The sequence below is a fragment of the Kribbella catacumbae DSM 19601 genome (assembly GCF_000372465.1).
Lineage (GTDB): Bacteria > Actinomycetota > Actinomycetes > Propionibacteriales > Kribbellaceae > Kribbella > Kribbella catacumbae.
Genome location: NZ_AQUZ01000096.1, coordinates 1 through 16,616, shown reverse-complemented (window position 1 = coordinate 16,616; position 16,616 = coordinate 1). Strand labels below are relative to the sequence as shown.

Below are 16,616 nucleotides of genomic sequence, written 5' to 3'. Positions count from 1 at the left end.
GGCGAACCCTTCCGGAGTACTGCTTAGCCAGCTCAACGGCAGTGGCTGTGGCGCGACTGGCGCGGAGAGGGCTGGGCGGGCAGCAGTTGGCGACCCATCGGTGTGCTCAGCCCCGCCTTCGGGGGTTCACCCCCTGGTAGAGCAGTGGGCGATCCCCTCGTCGAGGGGCGAACCGCTCCGGAGTACGGCTTAGCCCGCTAAGCCGTGGGATGTCGCGACGCGACAAGGAGCCCGCGCGTTCCACCTACGCGCACGCCTCGTGAGCCGCGGGACTGTCCCGACCGACAGGACATAGTCCCCGAATCGGTCCGGGCAAGCGTTTGCGCGGCCCGATAATCGCACTATGTCCTGTCGGTCGGGACAGCATCCGCGACTCGCCTACTCCTCATCAGGAGCAAACAGCAGAGATTGCGTGGGGGATGCCGTACGAAGGCGCCACTCGACGGCAGCCCGCAATCCGCCGCTCACCTTCCTCGTCCGGGCACCGGCGCCGCTAGCCCGGATCTGGGTGTACGCCGGCGTCAGATCCTCACCGAGCGGACGACGGAGGAGCCCGCGACCCAGGGTGGGTGGTCGACGCACTGAGCGACGCAGGAGCGAGCGCCGACGGCAGCGCGGGGGGACTTACTCGGTAGCAGCACGCTCCGCTGCGCTTCGGAGTACGCAGAATTCGTTGGCTTCGGGGTCATGCATGATGACCCACCCCCGGCCGTCCGGTTCGCGGTGGTCGGCGTAGATGGTTGCGCCGAGGGTCAGGAGCCATTCGACCTCGGCGTCGCGGGGGCCGTCGGGGACAAGGTCCAGGTGGAGGCGGTTCTTGACGGCCTTCTCGTCGTTGTTCTGTTCGAAGAGGAGCTTTACCTCGGGGGTGTTCACCGCGGCGTACGGGTCACCCGGCTCATCGTCCTCCGGCCGCTCGGCACGGAGTACCTGCAACCAGAAGCCGGCCAGCTCGTACGGGTCGCGGGCGTCGAAGGTCACCGTTCGTACAACAGAAGTCATGCCGCGACCCTGCCGCACGCCCCGCCAAATCACCAACGATTTCGGGGTCCCAGGTCGGCCGGTTCGATGTCAGGATGACCGGCATGGAGTCGTACGTCGAGCGTCCGCCAGTGCGGGAACTGGCGGGGGTCGTGCGGACCGTGTGGATCCAGCGGACCGGCGCGGCGGCGTACGTGCAACGGCACCTGCCCACGGGCGGGGTCGAGATCCACTTCCCGATCGGTGGCCAACCTCAGTTGGTCGGGCCGTTGACCGGTCCGGTGGTTGAGGTCATCCCGGCGCACACCACCATCGTCGGGGCGCGGTTCCTGCCGGGCGCCGCGCCGCCGCTGCCGACGGTGCTCGACGACCTGGTGGATCAGCGCGTGGGCCTGGCGGACCTGTGGAGAAGGTCGGCGGATCGCCTCGTTGAGACGATGGCGCTGGCCGGAGAGCCTGAACGGGCACTAGTGGTTCTGCAGGCCCACCTCCTGCAGGAGTTTCGAGCTACAGAGATGGATCCGCTGGTGGGTGAAGCCGTGCGGGCGCTGATGCCGTGGCAGCCGGTCAACATCGACAGCTTGGCCAACTACCTCGCACTCTCCGCGAGCCAGTTGCGCCGGCGCTGTCTGCATGCAGTCGGGGTGAGTCCCAAAGTCCTCCAACGGACACTGCGGTTCCAGGGATTCCTCGCGCTGGCTCAGGCCGGCGCGGCAGCCAGCGGGCGGCTTGGTGCCGACGGTATGGCTGGACTGGCGGTCGACGTCGGGTACGCCGACCAGGCGCACCTGAGCCGGGAGTGCCTTCGCCTGACCGGACTCACCCCGCGCCAACTTCTGGGCGGCAGCGTCGACCGGTGCGCCTGCGGGCACGAGCACTCCGCGTCGTACGAGCCGTTCCTCGCTACCCGCGGCGCGCTGCTGATTCCGGCCTAGACCTGCGCGATTTGTTCAAGAATCGCCCCCGCGCCAGCTCATAGTCTCGAAGGCATGACCAGCCTCGCTGACTTCGCCGATGCACTCGACGGCGAATCGTTCGGCCCCGACTCCCCGGGGTACGACGCGATCCGCCGCCCGGCCAACCTCGTGTACCAGGAGGTGCGGCCGCGGCTCGTGGTGCGGTGCCGCTCCGTCTCGGCCGTCGTCAGCGCCATGGCGTACGCGAAAGCCGCCGGGGATCGCATCGTCCCGAGGGGCGGAGGGCACTGCTTCGCGGGTCGATCGTCGACGGACGGGATCGTGCTCGACCTGTCCGGCCTCGACAACATCTCCGTGGCAGCCGATGGGGTCGCCACGATCGGAGCCGGGGCTCGCCTGGGAGAGGTGTACGCGGCGCTCCACACCTACGGGCGCACCCTGCCGGCCGGGTGCGGTCCCACGGTTGGCATCGCGGGACTCACTCTTGGCGGCGGGATCGGGTTGCTCGGACGCGTCTACGGGCTGACCTGCGATCGGCTCATCGGCGTACAGGTTGTGCTCGCGGATGGCAGTGTCGTGGATTGCGATGACGAACACGAACCAGAGTTGTTCTGGGCTCTGCGCGGCGCCGGCGGCGGTCAGTTCGGTGTGGTGACCGTACTGCGGTACGCGACTGTCCCGGAGCCGACGACCACCCGTATCGAGGCGCACTGGTCGGGACCGGCCGTCGAGGACCTGGTCGCGGCCTGGCAAGCGTGGGCACCGGATGCGCCGGACGAACTCACCGTCAACCTCAACCTGCTGTCCGAACCCGGCGCGCCTGTCCAGGCCACTCTCTTCGGCGCCTCCACTCTCGACGAGGCAACGACCCGGGAGGTACTGCGGGACTTGATCGACCAGGCAGGCGTGGCGCCGACGACCCGCAGCGGTGACGACCAAAGCGACGACCCGAGCGACGACCAAGGTGGCGACCAAAGCGACGACCTGGGCGCGATCGAGTTGCGCGGCGGCCTGCCGTACCACCAACTGAAGGACACCTTCGCCGACCCGCGCGACACCCCCGCACGCGTCCTGCGGATCCGGTCGGAGTTCTTCTCCGACCCGATGGCTTCTAGCACCCTCGCATCCCTGCTGACCCAGCTCGCCGAGCCAAGGACCGAGTACCGACGCGAGCTCACCTTCACCGCGATGGCCGGGGCCTACAACCGCGTCGCCGAGAACGCGACGGCATTCGCCCATCGCAGCGAACGCTTCCTGCTCGAGCACCTCGCCGAGGCGGCCGATCCCTGGGTCGACGCCTCCTGGGCGACCGCCCACGCCGACGGGTCAGGACACGTCTACCCCAACTTCCCCGACCCCGCGCTCGACGACTGGGCGGCGGCGTACCACGCGGGCAACCATCCGCGGCTGATCGCGGTCAAGAACGCCTACGACCCGCATCGATTCTTCGATTTCCCTCAAGCCCTCTAACCCGCAGCGAAGGACAGCCATGAGCAAGGTGATCAGCTCGCATTCAGTCTCGGTCGACGGCTACATCAGCGGCCGCACTCCGGACGGCACCGAAGAGTTCGGCCGCGGTCTCGGTGACGCGCCCATGCTTTTCGACTGGTACTTCAACGGGGACACCCCGAGCCAGGTGTTCGACGGCTTCAAGCTGAGTGCGCCGAGCGCCCGATTCTTCGACACCCTCGCGGCCCGCGTGGGTGCGATGGTCGCGGGACGTACCACCTACGAGCACTCCAGCAACTTCACCGGCGGTAGTCCGCACCCGACGGCGCCGCTCGTCGTCCTCAGCCACCGGCCCGCACCCGAGACCATCGAGCGGCAGACCTTCGTCAGTACCGGCGTCGAGGACGCAATCGCCGCCGCTCGCGAGATCGCCGGAGGCAAGGACGTCGGCCTGATGGGTGGCGGTCTGGCGACCGCGGCGCTCGAGGCAGGGCTCGTCGACGAGCTGATCCTGCACCAGATACCCATCCTGCTGGGCGGCGGTCTCAGCTTCTTCCAGGAGGTCCCGAAGCACGTGAACCTCCGGCTGATCGAGGCCATCCCGGCCCCCGGCGTGACCCACCTCCACTACGAGGTACTCCGATGATCCTGGTCACCGGAGGGCTGGGCATGATCGGCGCCCACACCGCCCGCGCGCTCATCGACCTCGGGCAAGAGGTCGTCATCACCTCCTACCGCCAGGTCGACGTCCCGTCCTTCCTGGCCGGCAAGGTCGCGGTCGAGTCCCTCGACGTCACCGACCGGGAAGCGTTCCTGGCCCTCGGCGATCGCTACGACATCAGCGACATCGTCCACTTGGCCGGCACTGTCCCGGGTGAGGATCCGGTCAGCTACTTCCGTACGGACACGACCGGCCTGCTCAACGCACTGGACGCCGCCCGTACCTGGGGTGTCCGCAGGTTCGCCGTCGCCAGCAGTATCGGCGTGTACATCGGCCGGCCCGAACGCCCGTGGCATGAGGAGCTCGACCTGCCCACCGCGGAACTGCCGCACCTGATCGTCGCCTTCAAGAAGGCCGTCGAACCGCTCACCACGCACACCCTTCAAGGCAGCGGTGTCCAACCTGTCGTACTACGGATCGGCAGCATCTGGGGACCATTGATGGACCCGGAATCACCGTTCAGCCCCGTACCGCCGTACGTCGGCGCACTACTCCGTGGCCAAAAGCCGCAACCCCTGTACGCCGACGATGGCGGCGACAGTTGCTACGCACCGGATGCTGGCCAAGCGATCGCCTTGCTGACAACCGCGGAAACCCTGAACCACCACACCTACAACGTCTCCAACGGCCGCCCCTCCACTAACCGCGAACTCGTGGAGGCCTTGCAGGGGACCACCCCTGAGGTGGAGCTCGAACTCCTGCCGGGTCGCAAGCACGGCCCCGGCGTAGACCCCTACCTCGACATCAGCCGCCTCACTGCCGACACGGGGTACAAACCAGCCTTCGACGTCGCCGCAGCAGTCACCGACTATGTCGACTGGCGACGCAGCAACGCCCGCTGAGTGATCCCGCTGCATGTGGTGTCGCTTGACCTTGACACTGTGACAAGGTCTTCACTGGGTGCAGGAGGTGGTCATCATCAACTCGCCACAGAATTCGCCGGACGAGCGTCTGGTCGCCGCGTTGAGTGCTGAGAACTCGTCGACGCGGCTCCAGGCGGTACTGGCGGTCGGTACGCAATCCGACCCCGGCCTCGTCGAGGCGCTGGTGGCGCGGTGCGCGGTCGAGCTGGACTTCTTCGTGCGCGACATGCTGACCTGGGCGTTGACCCGCCTCCCGTCGGAGCTCACGGTGCCCAGGCTCCTCGTGGAACTCCGTTCCGAGCACGCTCAGGCGCGGAGCCAGGCGTTGCACACGCTGTCGAAGATCGGGGACGAGAATGCGTGGCCCGCGATCACGCGCTCGTTGCTGCGCGACGCCGACGATGAGGTCGCGCGAAGCGCCTGGCGTGCGGCCGTCGTACTCGTGCCGGCGGGCGAGGAGAAGGGTTTGGCTGCGGAACTGGCCGCCCAACTCGGCCGCGGCGACCGGCTTGTGCAACTGAGTCTCAGCCGAGCACTCGTCGCGCTCGGAGACATGATCGAGCCGGCCCTGCGGACGGGCTTGGCGAGCAACGACCCGGTGGTACGTGCGCATGCCCGCGCCACGGAACTGCTCCTCCGCGACCCGGAGGCGGTCTTCGCCCCAGACGTCGACGAGGCGAAGCGGATCGTTGCCCTCGGCCCCGAACGAGTCGAGGCCTTGGAATGCTGATCGGCGAGGTGGCGCGCCGCTCGGGGGTGAGTACGCGCATGCTCAGGCACTACGACTCCCTCGGGCTGGTGCGTCCAACAGGCCGGACGGTGGGCGGCTACCGGGAGTACTCCGCCGAGGACATCCGCCGGATCTTCCACGTGGAGAGTCTGCGGTCGCTCGGGTTGTCGCTACGAGAGGTCGGACGCGCGCTGGAGGATCCCGCGTTCACGCCGTCCGCCCTGGTCGGCGACCTCATCCAACGCACCGAAGACCGACTGAAGCGCGAACAGGAGCTACTAGAACGACTCCGCACGGTCGACGCCTCGACGCCGGATGGCTGGGAAGACGTACTACGCATCGTCGAGCTCCTGCACGGCCTCAACTCGCCGAGTGCTGCACGCCGACAGCAGACAGTCCTGGGCCCAGCGGAGGACGTGCCGGTCCCCACCGACCTGCTGGCCGCAGCGGTCCTCGCCGAATCCGACCCAAACGTCGCCGGCGCCCTGCGCTGGGCCCTCGCCCGCGCGGGCGACGAGGCGGTCGCGAGTGTGGCCCCCGGCGTCTACTCAGAAAACGTCGACACCCGCCGCCGCGCGGTCCTTGCGATCGCGGAAATGTCCGACTCCCCGGGCGCAGCCGCAGTACTCACTGACGCCCTCGGCGACGTTGACCCGCCGGTACGCCGGCATGCAGCTCTGGCATTGGGCAAGCGCGGCGCAACTGCAGCCGTGCCGACCCTCATCGCAATGGTGGTCGAAGGAACGAACGACGTCGAGGCAGCCGAGGTCCTGGGGACTCTGTCTCTGGACCCCGCTTGCTCCGACCAGATCATGACCGCACTAACCGTCGAACTCACCGCCCACACGACGGACCCCGCAGTACGAATCCGCCTAGCTCAAGCCCTCGCCGAAATGCCACCGGCAAGCGCGCAGAGCGCCCTCCAACAGTTGACCCACGACGACGATCGAACGGTGGCCCTCACCGCCATGGCCTTCCTGAAAATGCTCAAAGAGCGCCCCAACGCCTAACCCCGAAACGACTGCCGGAACGCTCACACCAGATCGAAATCGCTTCAGCAACTGGCCCTTCGGCTCAGGTTTTGCCTCTCGGTGTGCTTCACGCCTCCTCCGGGGGTTCGCCCCCTGCTCTGCCAGGGGGCGAACCCCACCACGAGGAGCGAACCCCTCCGCCAGAGGGCGAACCCTTCCGCCTCGCGGGCCTTCCCTCCGCAGCGGGGTACCCGGCCGTCAGGCTGCAGTTGCGCGTCAGCTGTTCAGTCAGCGAGCGACCGAGGCTGCGTGGGGATGCACCCCACGCGGCTCACCAAAGGATCAGGCCTTGCCGAGAGCCTGCTTCTGCTTGCCGAGGCCCTGGATTTCGCATTCCATCGTGTCGCCAACCGACAAGTACGGGAAGCGGCCCGACAAAGCGACGCCCTCCGGCGTACCGGTGTTGACGATGTCGCCCGGATCAAGCGTCATGTACTGCGAAAGGTCACGCACCAGCGCCGCCACCGAGAAGATCATGTCTCGTGTGTTCGAGTCCTGGCGGATCTCGCCGTTGACCCAGGACTTCAGGTTCAGCGCCTGCGGATCCTCGACCTCGTCAGCCGGTACCAGCGCCGGCCCGAGCGGGTTGAACGTCTCGCAGCATTTGCCCTTCGACCACTGGCCGCCGGAGACCTCGAGCTGGAAGGTGCGCTCGGAGACGTCGTTGGAGACTGTGTAGCCAGCAATGCAGGCAAGCGCTTCCTCGTCGGAAGACAGGTAGCGCGCCGTCTTGCCGATCACGATCGCCAGCTCCACCTCCCAGTCCGTCTTGGTGGATCCGCGCGGCACCAGTACGTCGTCGTACGGGCCGACGACCGTGTTGGGGTGTTTGAAGAAGACGACCGGGTTCTTCGGCGGTTCGGCGCCGGATTCGGCCGCGTGGGCCGCGTAGTTCAGGCCGACGCAGACGACGGCGGCCGGCTTCGCGATCGGGGCGCCCACGCGGAGGCCCTCGGTGGAAGCCGCCGGCAGTGAACCGGCGGCCAGCGCGGCGCGGGCGCGGGCGATGCCGTCCGCGGCGAGGAAGGCGCCGTCGATGTCGGCGGTGACGGAGCTCAGGTCATAGACGGTGCCATCGGCGTCGCGCACGTAAGGGCGCTCCTCACCGACCGCGCCGAGGCGCAGCAGTTCCACAGAACTCTCCAATTAAGAGGGGATCATTGCTGGTCGAACACAGGCCGCAACCGGGCCCGCGACGCTTCGATATGTGTCCGCATCGCGGCAGCCGCCTCCTGGGGGTCTCCCTTGCGGACCGCGGCCACGATCGTCTTGTGCTCGCGCAGTGCCTTGGTCGCGATCCCGCCGCCGTAGTACAGGCGGAACAGGTGCAGGTGGCAGTGCGTGCGAGCGAAGGACTGCCGGGCGGTGTCGTTGCCGGACAGTTCCAGTACCAGGTCGTGGAACCGCTGGTCGTGCGCGGCCATCGCCTTGTAACTGTCGTAATCAGGACGATCCGGTACGTCGGTATAGCTGAGCATCTCGTCCTTGAGCCGGGCCAGGTCGTCCGGGGCAGTCCGCTCGGCGGCTCGGCCGGCTGCCCAAGGCTCGATGTGCAGCCGGTACTCGAAGAGGTCCTCGAACTCCTCGCGGGTCAGCCGGGACGACACCCGGTAGCCCCGCAACGGCTCCTTGATCACCAGACCGTCGGACTCCAGCCGGGCCAGCGACTCGCGGATCGGCGTCTGCGAGATGCCGAGTTCGCGGGTCAGCGCGTCGATGTTCAGCCGGGTGCCCGGTTCGACCACGCTGTCCATGATCAGGCCCTTGACGGTCTCGTAGACGTCGTCGCTGAGCACCTGTCGCTGGGGCAGGCGCGAGAGTTGCCCCGCCAGCCCCAAATGCGCATCTGTCACTGTCACTCCTCCCGGAGGCCCCTATCATGCCCGACTTCCCTGTGCCGGTAGCACAGTCGTTACCCGGACAAGTCTTGACGCCACCAGTGTGAAGGTGCAGCATCAGCTACGCAATATCCTATAGGATCTTTGAGGAGTCAGGCCCATGACCGTCCACTCGCTGTACCAGAAGACCGCCGTCGGGCTTGCCCTCGTTGCGCTGGCTGCCACCGGTTGCAGCACCAAGAACTCCAACGACACGGCCGGTACTTCCGGAGACGACGCCTCCACCGGTACGTCGACCGGCCCGGTAGAGCTCAAGGACGGCTCCAAGGTGAAGCTAGCCCTGATCCCGGGCGGCGCGCACCCCTACTTCCAGCCCTGGAAGACGACCGCCGAGCTGGACAAGACCGACTTCAAGCTCGGTGGTGCCACTTTCAACGAGACCGGCGAGTGGGACCAGGGCAAGCAGAACAACGTGATCAACTCGCTCGCAGCCCAGGGCTACAACGCGTTCGGTATCTTCGGCGTGTCGCCGACCGACATCAACTCCACCTTCGAGGACCTGAAGGCGAAGGGGTTCGCGGTCGGCTCGCTCGCGTCCTGCCCGGCCGGTGACACCAACTCCGCCGACTTCTGCCTGTCCACCGACGTGGAGGCGGCGGCGTACAAGGCGACCAAGGCAACGATCGAAGCGATCGGCGGGACCGGCACGATCGTGCACCTGACCGGCAACAACGTCGACTCGAACACCCAGCGCCGGATCGCCGGGGTGAAGAAGGCGATCGGCGAGACCGGCGGCAAGGTCACCGAGCTGCCGGTGATCACCGACATCGACAAGGACCTGCAGACCGCGCAGAAGGCGGTCGCCGACCTGCTTGCCTCGAAGGGCAAGGAGATCAAGGGCATCGTCACCACCGCCTACAACCCGGCCGTGGCCGCCGCCGACGGTGTTGCCAGCAGCAAGCTTCCGATCAAGGTGGTGGCGATCGATGACGACGCCAAGATCCTGTCCGGGATCAAGTCCGGCGGCGTCGCCGCGACCGTCACGCAGAACCCCGTCGGCCAGGCGTACGTCGGCGGCTGGCTGCTCGCCCTGCTCGGCTCCAAGCAGTGCACGATGAAGACGCCCGGCGTGATCGTCGACTCCGGCTCGTTCGTCGTCACCAAGGCCAACGTCGACAGCTACGACACCGAGCGCAAGGCCAAGACGACGGAGCTGCAGAAGGACTTCGCCGCCCAGCTGAGCTGCTCGTGACCGGAGTACACACCTTGCCCAAGACAACGATCAGCAGGGCCGAGGCCTTCCTCGTCGACCTCGAGGTGGAGACCGAGCGGACCGACGCGGTCCAGGCTTTCCTCAAGCAGGAAACGGTTTTCGTCGAGCTGGAGACCTCCGACGGCTATGTCGGCCTCGGCTACTCCTACACGATCGGTACCGGCGGTACTGCGGTTCTCGCGATGCTGCGGGATCACCTGTTGCCACGGCTGGTCGGCGCGGACGCCCGCAACGTGGAGGGAATCTGGTTCGACCTGTTCGCCTCCACGCGGGCGACCACGGTCGGCGCGATCACCTCGCTCGCGCTCGCCTCGGTCGATACCGCCCTGTGGGACCTGCGTTGCCGGCGAGCCGATGAACCGCTCTGGCGGCTCGCGGGTGGCTTCCGCCGACGCGTGCCGCTCTACGACACCGAGGGTGGTTGGTTGCATCTGACAACGGACCAGCTCGTCGCCGGCGCGCTCGCCTCCCAGAAGGCCGGCTGGCCAGGAGTCAAACTCAAGGTGGGCAAGCCGCGCGTTCACGAGGACCTCGAACGGCTGTCCGCAGTACGGGAGGCCGTCGGTCCGGCGCTGGACATCATGGTCGACGCGAACCAGTCGATGACGTACCCCGAAGCGAAGCGCCGGGCCCGCGCCTTCGAGCCGCTCGAGCTGACCTGGTTCGAGGAACCGCTGCCGGCCGATGACCTGACCGGACATGTCCGGCTGGCCGAGTCCACCTCGATCCCGATCGCGGTCGGCGAGTCGATGTACTCGATCTCGCAGTTCCGCGAGTACGTCGCCGCCGGTGCGGCCGGCATCGTCCAGGTGGACGTCGCCCGGGTCGGCGGCATCACGCCGTGGCTGAAGGTGGCGCACCTGGCCGAGACCTTCAACCTCGAGGTCTGCCCGCACTTCCTGATGGAACTCCACGTCAGCCTGGCGGCCGCAGTACCGAACGGCCGGTACGTCGAACACATCCCGCAGTTGCGAGCGATCACGAAGACCGAGATGGAGATCGCGGACGGGCATGCCGTCGCACCGGACGAGCCCGGTCTCGGCATCGACTGGGATCGCGACGCGATCGACGATCGGCGGGTCTCGTGAGCGCACCCGTCTCGGAGACCGCCACCGCGGCACTGCACGAACCGGACGCCCCGGTCGAGCAGCCGCGCGGCGGTCGCACGCCCTGGTGGGCGAACCAGCGGATCGGTCTGCTGATCCTCGTGGTGGCGCTCGGCGCGCTCTTCGGGATCCTGCGGCCCGCCTTCTTCAACCAGCAGCTGGTCGTCTTCCCATTGCTGCGAGACATCGCGATGTTCACTGTCGTCGGCCTGGCGCAGATGTGCGTGCTGTCGATCGGCCACATGAACCTCGCCGTCGGGCGGATGGCCGCGTTCTCGATGATGATCACCGGCATCTCCTACGACCTCTGGCATTTCAGCCTGTACGCCGGCCTGCTGGTCGGCCTGATCGCCGGTACTGCGATCGGCGCGCTGGCCGGCTGGGTGATCGCGCGGACCGGCGTGAACTCGTTCGTCGTCACGCTCGCGCTCGACTTCCTGCTGCTCGGCCTGATTCCACTCGTCTACACCGGGCTGACGGACAACGCCGCCTTCGTCACCAAGCCTGAAGGTATGCGCGAGATGCGCAACTACTCACTCGCGGACATCTGCATCGGCAACGTCTGCGGGTCGCCCGCAGTACCGCAGCTGGCTCTGTTCGCTGTTATCGCGATGGTTGTCGTCGGCTGGATCTACAGCCGCACCAAGCTCGGCCGTGAACTGCTGATGACCGGTACGTCGGTCAAGGCGGCCGAGCTCTCGGGCATTCCGACCGCCCGCCGGGTGATCACCGCGCACGCGATGTCGGGCTGCCTGGCCGCGCTGGCCGGGTTCATGCTCGCGGTCAGCACCGGGTCGATCAAGGCGACGATCGGTGAGGAGTTCATGCTGCCGTCGTTCCTCGGCCCGATCCTGGGCGGGACGCTGCTGGCCGGCGGGTTCATCTCGGTCTGGGGCACCATGCTCGGGACCGCGCTGACGTCGGTGATCCGGAAAGGCCTTGATCTGCTGGGTGTCGGGCTGGAGAGCCTGAACATCTACCTCGGGCTGATCCTGCTCGTCGCGCTCTCGACCGACCGGGTCCGAACCGTGCTGTCCGACCGGCAGGGGGTGAGGGAACGATGAAGGCGACGCTCAGATTCGCCCGGACGACCGAGATGACCTTGCTGGTCATCGGAGTGGTGTTCTTCGTCTTCCTGGTGATCGCTTCGCACGGTGATCTGCTCGAGGCGAATTCACTGCGAGTGCTGCTTCAGTTCCTTGCGGTGCCGGTCCTGATCGGATTGGCTCAGATGGTGGTCTTAGCCGTGGGTCAACTCAACCTCGCCGTCGGTGCCGTCGGCGGTTTCGCCGCGTGCGCGATGGGCGTGCTGATGGCCGACCACGGCGTGCCGGTTCCGCTCGCCTTGCTGATCGGCTTCCTGCTCGCTTCGGTGGCAGGCCTGCTGAACGGATTGCTCGTCGTGCTGACCCGGATCAACGGATTCATCGTCACGCTGGCCACGATGACGGTGCTGCTGGGCGTGCAGTATCGCCTGGTCGGCACGCGCACCGTCGACGCGTATCCCCAAGGACTGAAGAGCTTCGGCTCGTACGCCGTGTTCGGGGTGCTGCCGCTGATCTTCCTGGTGGCCCTCGTGGTGGCCGGGCTGCTCGCGGTGATGTTGCGCCGGACGGTGCCTGGTCGGCAGCTGCTCGCGTCGGGTGGGAATCCCATCGCCGCAAGGCTTTCCGGGATCTCCAACGATCGCTCGGTGATCATCGCGCACACGCTGTCCGGCGCGATCCTCGGCGTCGCGGCGATCCTGACCGTGGCGTCGTCGCCGGGAGTGAACAAGAGCATCGGCGGCGACTGGCTGCTGCCGAGCTTCGCCGCGCCGATCATCGGTGGCGCTTTGCTGACCGGGGGCTCCGCGGTCGTGCTCGGGACGGTGCTCGCCGCCTTCATCGTGCGCTTCGTCGACACGGCCCGGGCAGAGTTCTCGCTCGAGCCGAGCTGGGTCAACTTCGTCGTCGGCACCGTGGTGCTCGGGTCGGTGGTGCTCGGGCAGGTCCGCACCCGCCGGCAGGAGCGGCGTACGGTCGTGAAAGCGCCGGACGCGGCCGTGGCCGGAGGTGTGTCTTGACGCTGTTCGAGGCCTTTGAGGTGGACAAGTTGTTCCCGGGTGTCCGGGCGCTCGACGGCGTGACGCTGAAGCTCGAAGCGGGCTCGGTGCACGCGTTGCTCGGGGAGAACGGCGCGGGCAAGTCGACGCTGATCAAGGTGATCACCGGGCTCTACAAGCCGGACGGCGGGCGGTTGCTGCTGGACGGCCAGGAGGTGCATTTCGGGTCGCCGCACGAGTCGGCCTCGGCGGGAATCGGCGTAGTGCACCAGGAGCGGAACCTGATCCCGGGCTTCACGGTCGGGGAGAACATCCTGCTCCAGAAGCTGCCGACCTCCCGCGGACTGGTGGATCGCGGGCGCGTCCGCTCGGAGGCCGCGCGCTGGCTGGCCGAGCTGGATCTGGACATCGACCCCGACTTGCCGGTGACGGAGCTGTCCGTCGCGCAGGCGCAGCTGGTCGAGATCGCGAAGGCGCTGTCGGTGGAGAGCCGGGTGCTGCTACTCGACGAGCCGACCGCCTCGATCACGCCGAACGAGGCCGAGCGGCTCTTCCGGGTGGTCGAGAAGCTGAAGAACGACGGGCGCTCGGTGCTGTTCGTCAGCCACAAGCTCGAAGAGGTCTTCCAGATCTGCGACACCGTGACCGTACTGCGCGACGGCTCGTCGGTGCTCGAGTCCGGCGCCCTGGCTGACCTCACCCGCGATCAGGTCGTCGACTTGATGGTCGGTCGCGTCCACGAGGCACTGACGCTGCCGCCGCGGACCGTTGGCGATGCCGCGCCATTGCTGGAGCTGTCCGGCGTCGGTACTGCGTCCGGTCACGCGGAGGTCGATCTCACGGTCCGCCCCGGGGAGATCGTCGGGCTTTACGGGCTGGTCGGCGCTGGCCGGAGCGAACTGGCGAAGGCGTTGCTGGGGCTCGACCGGATCACCGCGGGCGAGGTGCGGGTGCGCGGTCAGGCGGTGCGGATCCGGAACGTGCGGGATGCACTGAAGAACCACAAGATCGGATACGTCACCGAGAACCGCAAGGAGGAAGGCGTCTTCCTCGAGCAGTCGGTCGCCCGCAACATCGCGGTCACCGTCTGGGACCGGCTGCTGAAGCGACTCGGCCGGATTCCGGGATTGTCCTACGTGCCGAAGAAGACGGAGTCCGAGCTGGTCGCCGGCTACGTCGAGCAGCTCGGGATCCGGATCGCGTCGCCGGAGCAACTGGCCGGGACGCTGTCAGGCGGCAACCAGCAGAAGGTGTCGCTGGCCAAGTGGCTCGCGGCGAAGACCGAGATCCTGATCATCGACGAACCGACGGTCGGCATCGACGTACGGACCAAGGATGCCTTCCACACCCTGATCTGGGACTTGGCCGCCAACGGCCTGGCGATCCTGCTGATCACCTCGGACCTCCCCGAGATGATCACCCTCGCCGACCGCGTAGTGGTCATGCGCGACCACCGGGTCCGGGGAGAAGTCACCAACACGCATGACTACGACACGATGAGCCAGCAGGTGATCCGCCTGATCCACGCGGGAACAACGGCAGCAGCATGAAGACAACCGGATGCCGGCAGCGGAACGGGAACCACGACGGCCGCAGGAAGGCTGCCGGATGCCGGGGAGCGAAGAGGAGATCGGTGTGAACGGGCGGGTCGATGCGCATCACCATGTCTGGGATCTGAGTGTTCGGGAGCAGACCTGGATGGTCGGGCCGGAGCTGGATCCGGTCCGGCGGAACTTCTCGATCGACGACCTTGCCCCCCTCGCGGCAGCGGCCGACGTCACGTCGACGGTGCTGGTGCAGACCGTCGGCGTACCGGCCGAGACACCGGAGTTCCTGGAAGTTGCTGCTGGCAACGAGTTGGTCGCCGGCGTGGTCGGCTGGGTGGATCTCACCGCGGCCGGCGTCGCCGACGCGCTGGCTGGGTTGAAGGAGCGACCGGATGGCGGCTGGTTGAAGGGCATCCGGCATCAGGTCCACGATGAGCCTGATCCACGCTGGCTGTGCCGCGACGACGTACGGGCCGGGCTCGCGGCGGTTGCGGATGCCGGGTTGGTGTACGACCTGTTGACGAAGACACCGCACCTGCCGGCCGCGGTAGAGACCGTGCAGGCCCTGCCGCAACTGTCGTTCGTGGTGGACCACATCTCCAAGCCAGTAGTCGGCGGCGACCTGGAGCCGTGGGCCTCCGAGCTCCGAGCACTCGCAGCCCTACCGAACGTCTCCTGCAAACTCTCCGGCATGGTGACCGAAGCGTCCTGGACCGACTGGAAAGTCTCCGACCTCCAGCCTTACGCCGACGTAGTACTCGATGCCTTCGGCCCGGACCGAGTCATGTTCGGCTCCGACTGGCCTGTCTGCCTCCTCGCGGCCTCGTACGGCGAGGTCGTCCAGGCAGCCGTCGACCTGACCTCCGACCTCAACGGCCCCGAGCGCAACGCAGTCTTCGGCGATACTGCCCGCCGGGTGTACGACCTGACCTGACTTTCAGGGGAGCCGGATGAAGTCCTCGGTTGCCTTGGCGGTGATGGCTGCGAGGGCAGCGGCGTCCTGCGGGCGGCCGCCAGCGGTGACCTCGAAGAGGGTGTGGGTGGCGTCGTCGAGCGAGACGAAGCGGTCGACCACCAGGCGCCGGCCGCGGACCGGGTCTGTGTAGGTGTAGGTCAGCGTCCGGTGGCGAAAGACCATCCCGGCAAAGACCTGGTTGGTCGCGCGGGTCGTACCGGTCTCGCGGGAGACGAGTTTGAAGTCCTCAGTGGACGATGACGTCAGCGCGTACTTGTCGTCCGAGGCAGTCTTGATCGGCTGGTCCTTGCCTGTGCCGTCCACACGGAGGTTCCACCGGCCATTGGGACTGGTGAGTTTCACCTCGAGCGTGGACAGCTTCACCTTCTTCCACCCCTTCGGCGCCCAGATGACGATCCCGACCTCAGTCTTCGGATCGCCCCAGGTCTGATGGTCATACTTCACCTGCGCCACCTTGAGCGCGGGCACGGTGTCGCGCGGCTTGGTGCCGCGACCCGTCGGAGTACCGGGCTTCTGCGCGCCAGTCTCCCCCTGAGCGCCGGGGCCCTTGGCATCGCCCGCCTGGCCGGCCTTCGGACCGGCGACCGCACTCGAGCCTCTCTCGGAATCCGAACGCGCAACCGCAACCGTGGTGAGAACACCTGCCATCACCACGGCGAGAACAGCGCTGACCCCGGTGGCACGGGTGAGCATCATCGGCCTCCCTCAGATCCATCACGACCACTGACCGCACCCGTTGGATGCACCTACCACCCCGAAAGTTCACCCCGCTCCAGAACCCGGCGCCTCGAACACCTTCTCGTCCCCGCGAAACACGAAATAGCTTGCCCAAGGCCCCAAAGCTGTCCAAGCTCCCTACCACACACCCATCACCGTCTCCACCCGCTAACAAGTCCGATCCAATCCCGCCGGTACGCCGGTACGCCGGTACGCCGGTACGCCGGTACGGCTGCACGGGCACGCGGGTGACGCCGGCATTCGCGATCAGCGTGACTCGTACGGCGTATCGGCGCCGCTGGTTGCACGTCTTCGCCGGCAAGGCGTTCAAGCCCACCACTGGTGGGCTTGAACACCTTCTGGTGACCTCGAACAGGGTGCACCTTGTTCACGGTCGCCGCCAGGCGTCCAAGCCCACCACTG

Annotated in this window: 17 protein-coding genes; 13 read left to right on the top strand and 4 right to left on the bottom strand. The window is 67.3% G+C overall.

The features are described 5' to 3' along the window. Window positions 1-624: 624 nt before the first annotated feature. Window positions 625-1,002 carry a VOC family protein gene (locus A3ES_RS0144265; protein WP_026163785.1) on the bottom strand — a complete coding sequence of 126 codons (378 nt, stop codon included), beginning with the start codon at window positions 1,000-1,002 and terminating at the stop codon, window positions 625-627. A 74-nt stretch (window positions 1,003-1,076) separates the two neighbouring features. Here A3ES_RS0144265 and A3ES_RS0144260 point away from each other — a divergent pair, with 74 nt between their 5' ends. From A3ES_RS0144260 to A3ES_RS0144235, 6 genes are read left to right on the top strand one after another with little or no spacing between them, the layout of a single operon-like run. Further along, complete coding sequence (locus A3ES_RS0144260; protein WP_202806733.1) at window positions 1,077-1,916, top strand: helix-turn-helix domain-containing protein; 840 nt, start codon at window positions 1,077-1,079, stop codon at window positions 1,914-1,916. Window positions 1,917-1,970: 54 nt separating this feature from the next. Further along, complete coding sequence (locus A3ES_RS0144255) at window positions 1,971-3,368, top strand: FAD-binding oxidoreductase (RefSeq protein WP_020393270.1); 1,398 nt, start codon at window positions 1,971-1,973, stop codon at window positions 3,366-3,368. Between the two features lie 19 nt (window positions 3,369-3,387). Further along, window positions 3,388-3,993, top strand: coding sequence for a dihydrofolate reductase family protein (locus tag A3ES_RS0144250; RefSeq protein ID WP_020393269.1), 606 nt, complete (start codon window positions 3,388-3,390; stop codon window positions 3,991-3,993). Then, window positions 3,990-4,910: an NAD-dependent epimerase/dehydratase family protein gene (locus A3ES_RS0144245; protein WP_020393268.1), complete on the top strand. Its 921-nt coding sequence runs from the start codon at window positions 3,990-3,992 to the stop codon at window positions 4,908-4,910. Before A3ES_RS0144250 ends, A3ES_RS0144245 begins: the two co-directional genes overlap by 4 nt. Before the next feature lie 58 nt (window positions 4,911-4,968). Beyond that, window positions 4,969-5,661, top strand: a complete 693-nt coding sequence (locus A3ES_RS0144240) for a HEAT repeat domain-containing protein (protein WP_020393267.1) — start codon at window positions 4,969-4,971, stop codon at window positions 5,659-5,661. Then, window positions 5,655-6,671: a HEAT repeat domain-containing protein gene (locus A3ES_RS0144235; RefSeq protein ID WP_020393266.1), complete on the top strand. Its 1,017-nt coding sequence runs from the start codon at window positions 5,655-5,657 to the stop codon at window positions 6,669-6,671. The genes A3ES_RS0144240 and A3ES_RS0144235 overlap by 7 nt, the downstream gene beginning before the upstream one ends. A 303-nt stretch (window positions 6,672-6,974) precedes the next feature. Here the strand turns inward: A3ES_RS0144235 and A3ES_RS0144230 are convergent, their stop codons facing one another. Continuing rightward, window positions 6,975-7,826: a fumarylacetoacetate hydrolase family protein gene (locus A3ES_RS0144230; RefSeq protein WP_020393265.1), complete on the bottom strand. Its 852-nt coding sequence runs from the start codon at window positions 7,824-7,826 to the stop codon at window positions 6,975-6,977. A 23-nt stretch (window positions 7,827-7,849) separates the two neighbouring features. Further along, a complete protein-coding gene (locus A3ES_RS0144225) occupies window positions 7,850-8,545 on the bottom strand; it encodes a GntR family transcriptional regulator (protein WP_157631075.1) in 696 nt (231 codons plus the stop codon). Window positions 8,546-8,690: 145 nt separating this feature from the next. Between A3ES_RS0144225 and A3ES_RS0144220 the strand changes: the two genes are divergently transcribed. The 6 genes from A3ES_RS0144220 to A3ES_RS0144195 are packed head-to-tail and all read left to right on the top strand — an operon-like array spanning window position 8,691 to window position 15,434. Beyond that, window positions 8,691-9,782 (top strand): sugar ABC transporter substrate-binding protein, encoded by a 1,092-nt coding sequence (locus tag A3ES_RS0144220; protein WP_020393263.1) that lies wholly within the window; start codon window positions 8,691-8,693, stop codon window positions 9,780-9,782. Window positions 9,783-9,796: 14 nt separating this feature from the next. Continuing rightward, window positions 9,797-10,891 carry a mandelate racemase/muconate lactonizing enzyme family protein gene (locus A3ES_RS0144215; RefSeq protein ID WP_040457179.1) on the top strand — a complete coding sequence of 365 codons (1,095 nt, stop codon included), beginning with the start codon at window positions 9,797-9,799 and terminating at the stop codon, window positions 10,889-10,891. Continuing rightward, window positions 10,888-11,973, top strand: coding sequence for an ABC transporter permease (locus A3ES_RS0144210; RefSeq protein ID WP_020393261.1), 1,086 nt, complete (start codon window positions 10,888-10,890; stop codon window positions 11,971-11,973). Before A3ES_RS0144215 ends, A3ES_RS0144210 begins: the two co-directional genes overlap by 4 nt. Next, entirely contained in the window at window positions 11,970-12,974 is a 1,005-nt protein-coding gene (locus A3ES_RS0144205; RefSeq protein ID WP_020393260.1) for an ABC transporter permease, read from the top strand. The genes A3ES_RS0144210 and A3ES_RS0144205 overlap by 4 nt, the downstream gene beginning before the upstream one ends. Further along, window positions 12,971-14,503, top strand: a complete 1,533-nt coding sequence (locus tag A3ES_RS0144200) for a sugar ABC transporter ATP-binding protein (RefSeq protein WP_020393259.1) — start codon at window positions 12,971-12,973, stop codon at window positions 14,501-14,503. Before A3ES_RS0144205 ends, A3ES_RS0144200 begins: the two co-directional genes overlap by 4 nt. Window positions 14,504-14,561: 58 nt before the next feature. Next, a complete protein-coding gene (locus A3ES_RS0144195; RefSeq protein WP_020393258.1) occupies window positions 14,562-15,434 on the top strand; it encodes an amidohydrolase family protein in 873 nt (290 codons plus the stop codon). A gap of 3 nt (window positions 15,435-15,437) precedes the next feature. Here A3ES_RS0144195 and A3ES_RS0144190 read toward each other — a convergent pair whose 3' ends face one another. Then, window positions 15,438-16,172 carry a hypothetical protein gene (locus tag A3ES_RS0144190; protein WP_020393257.1) on the bottom strand — a complete coding sequence of 245 codons (735 nt, stop codon included), beginning with the start codon at window positions 16,170-16,172 and terminating at the stop codon, window positions 15,438-15,440. 128 nt (window positions 16,173-16,300) lie between these two features. Here A3ES_RS0144190 and A3ES_RS56610 point away from each other — a divergent pair. Further along, a partial coding sequence (locus A3ES_RS56610; RefSeq protein ID WP_237745218.1) for a hypothetical protein occupies window positions 16,301-16,616 on the top strand: 316 nt, incomplete at its 3' end.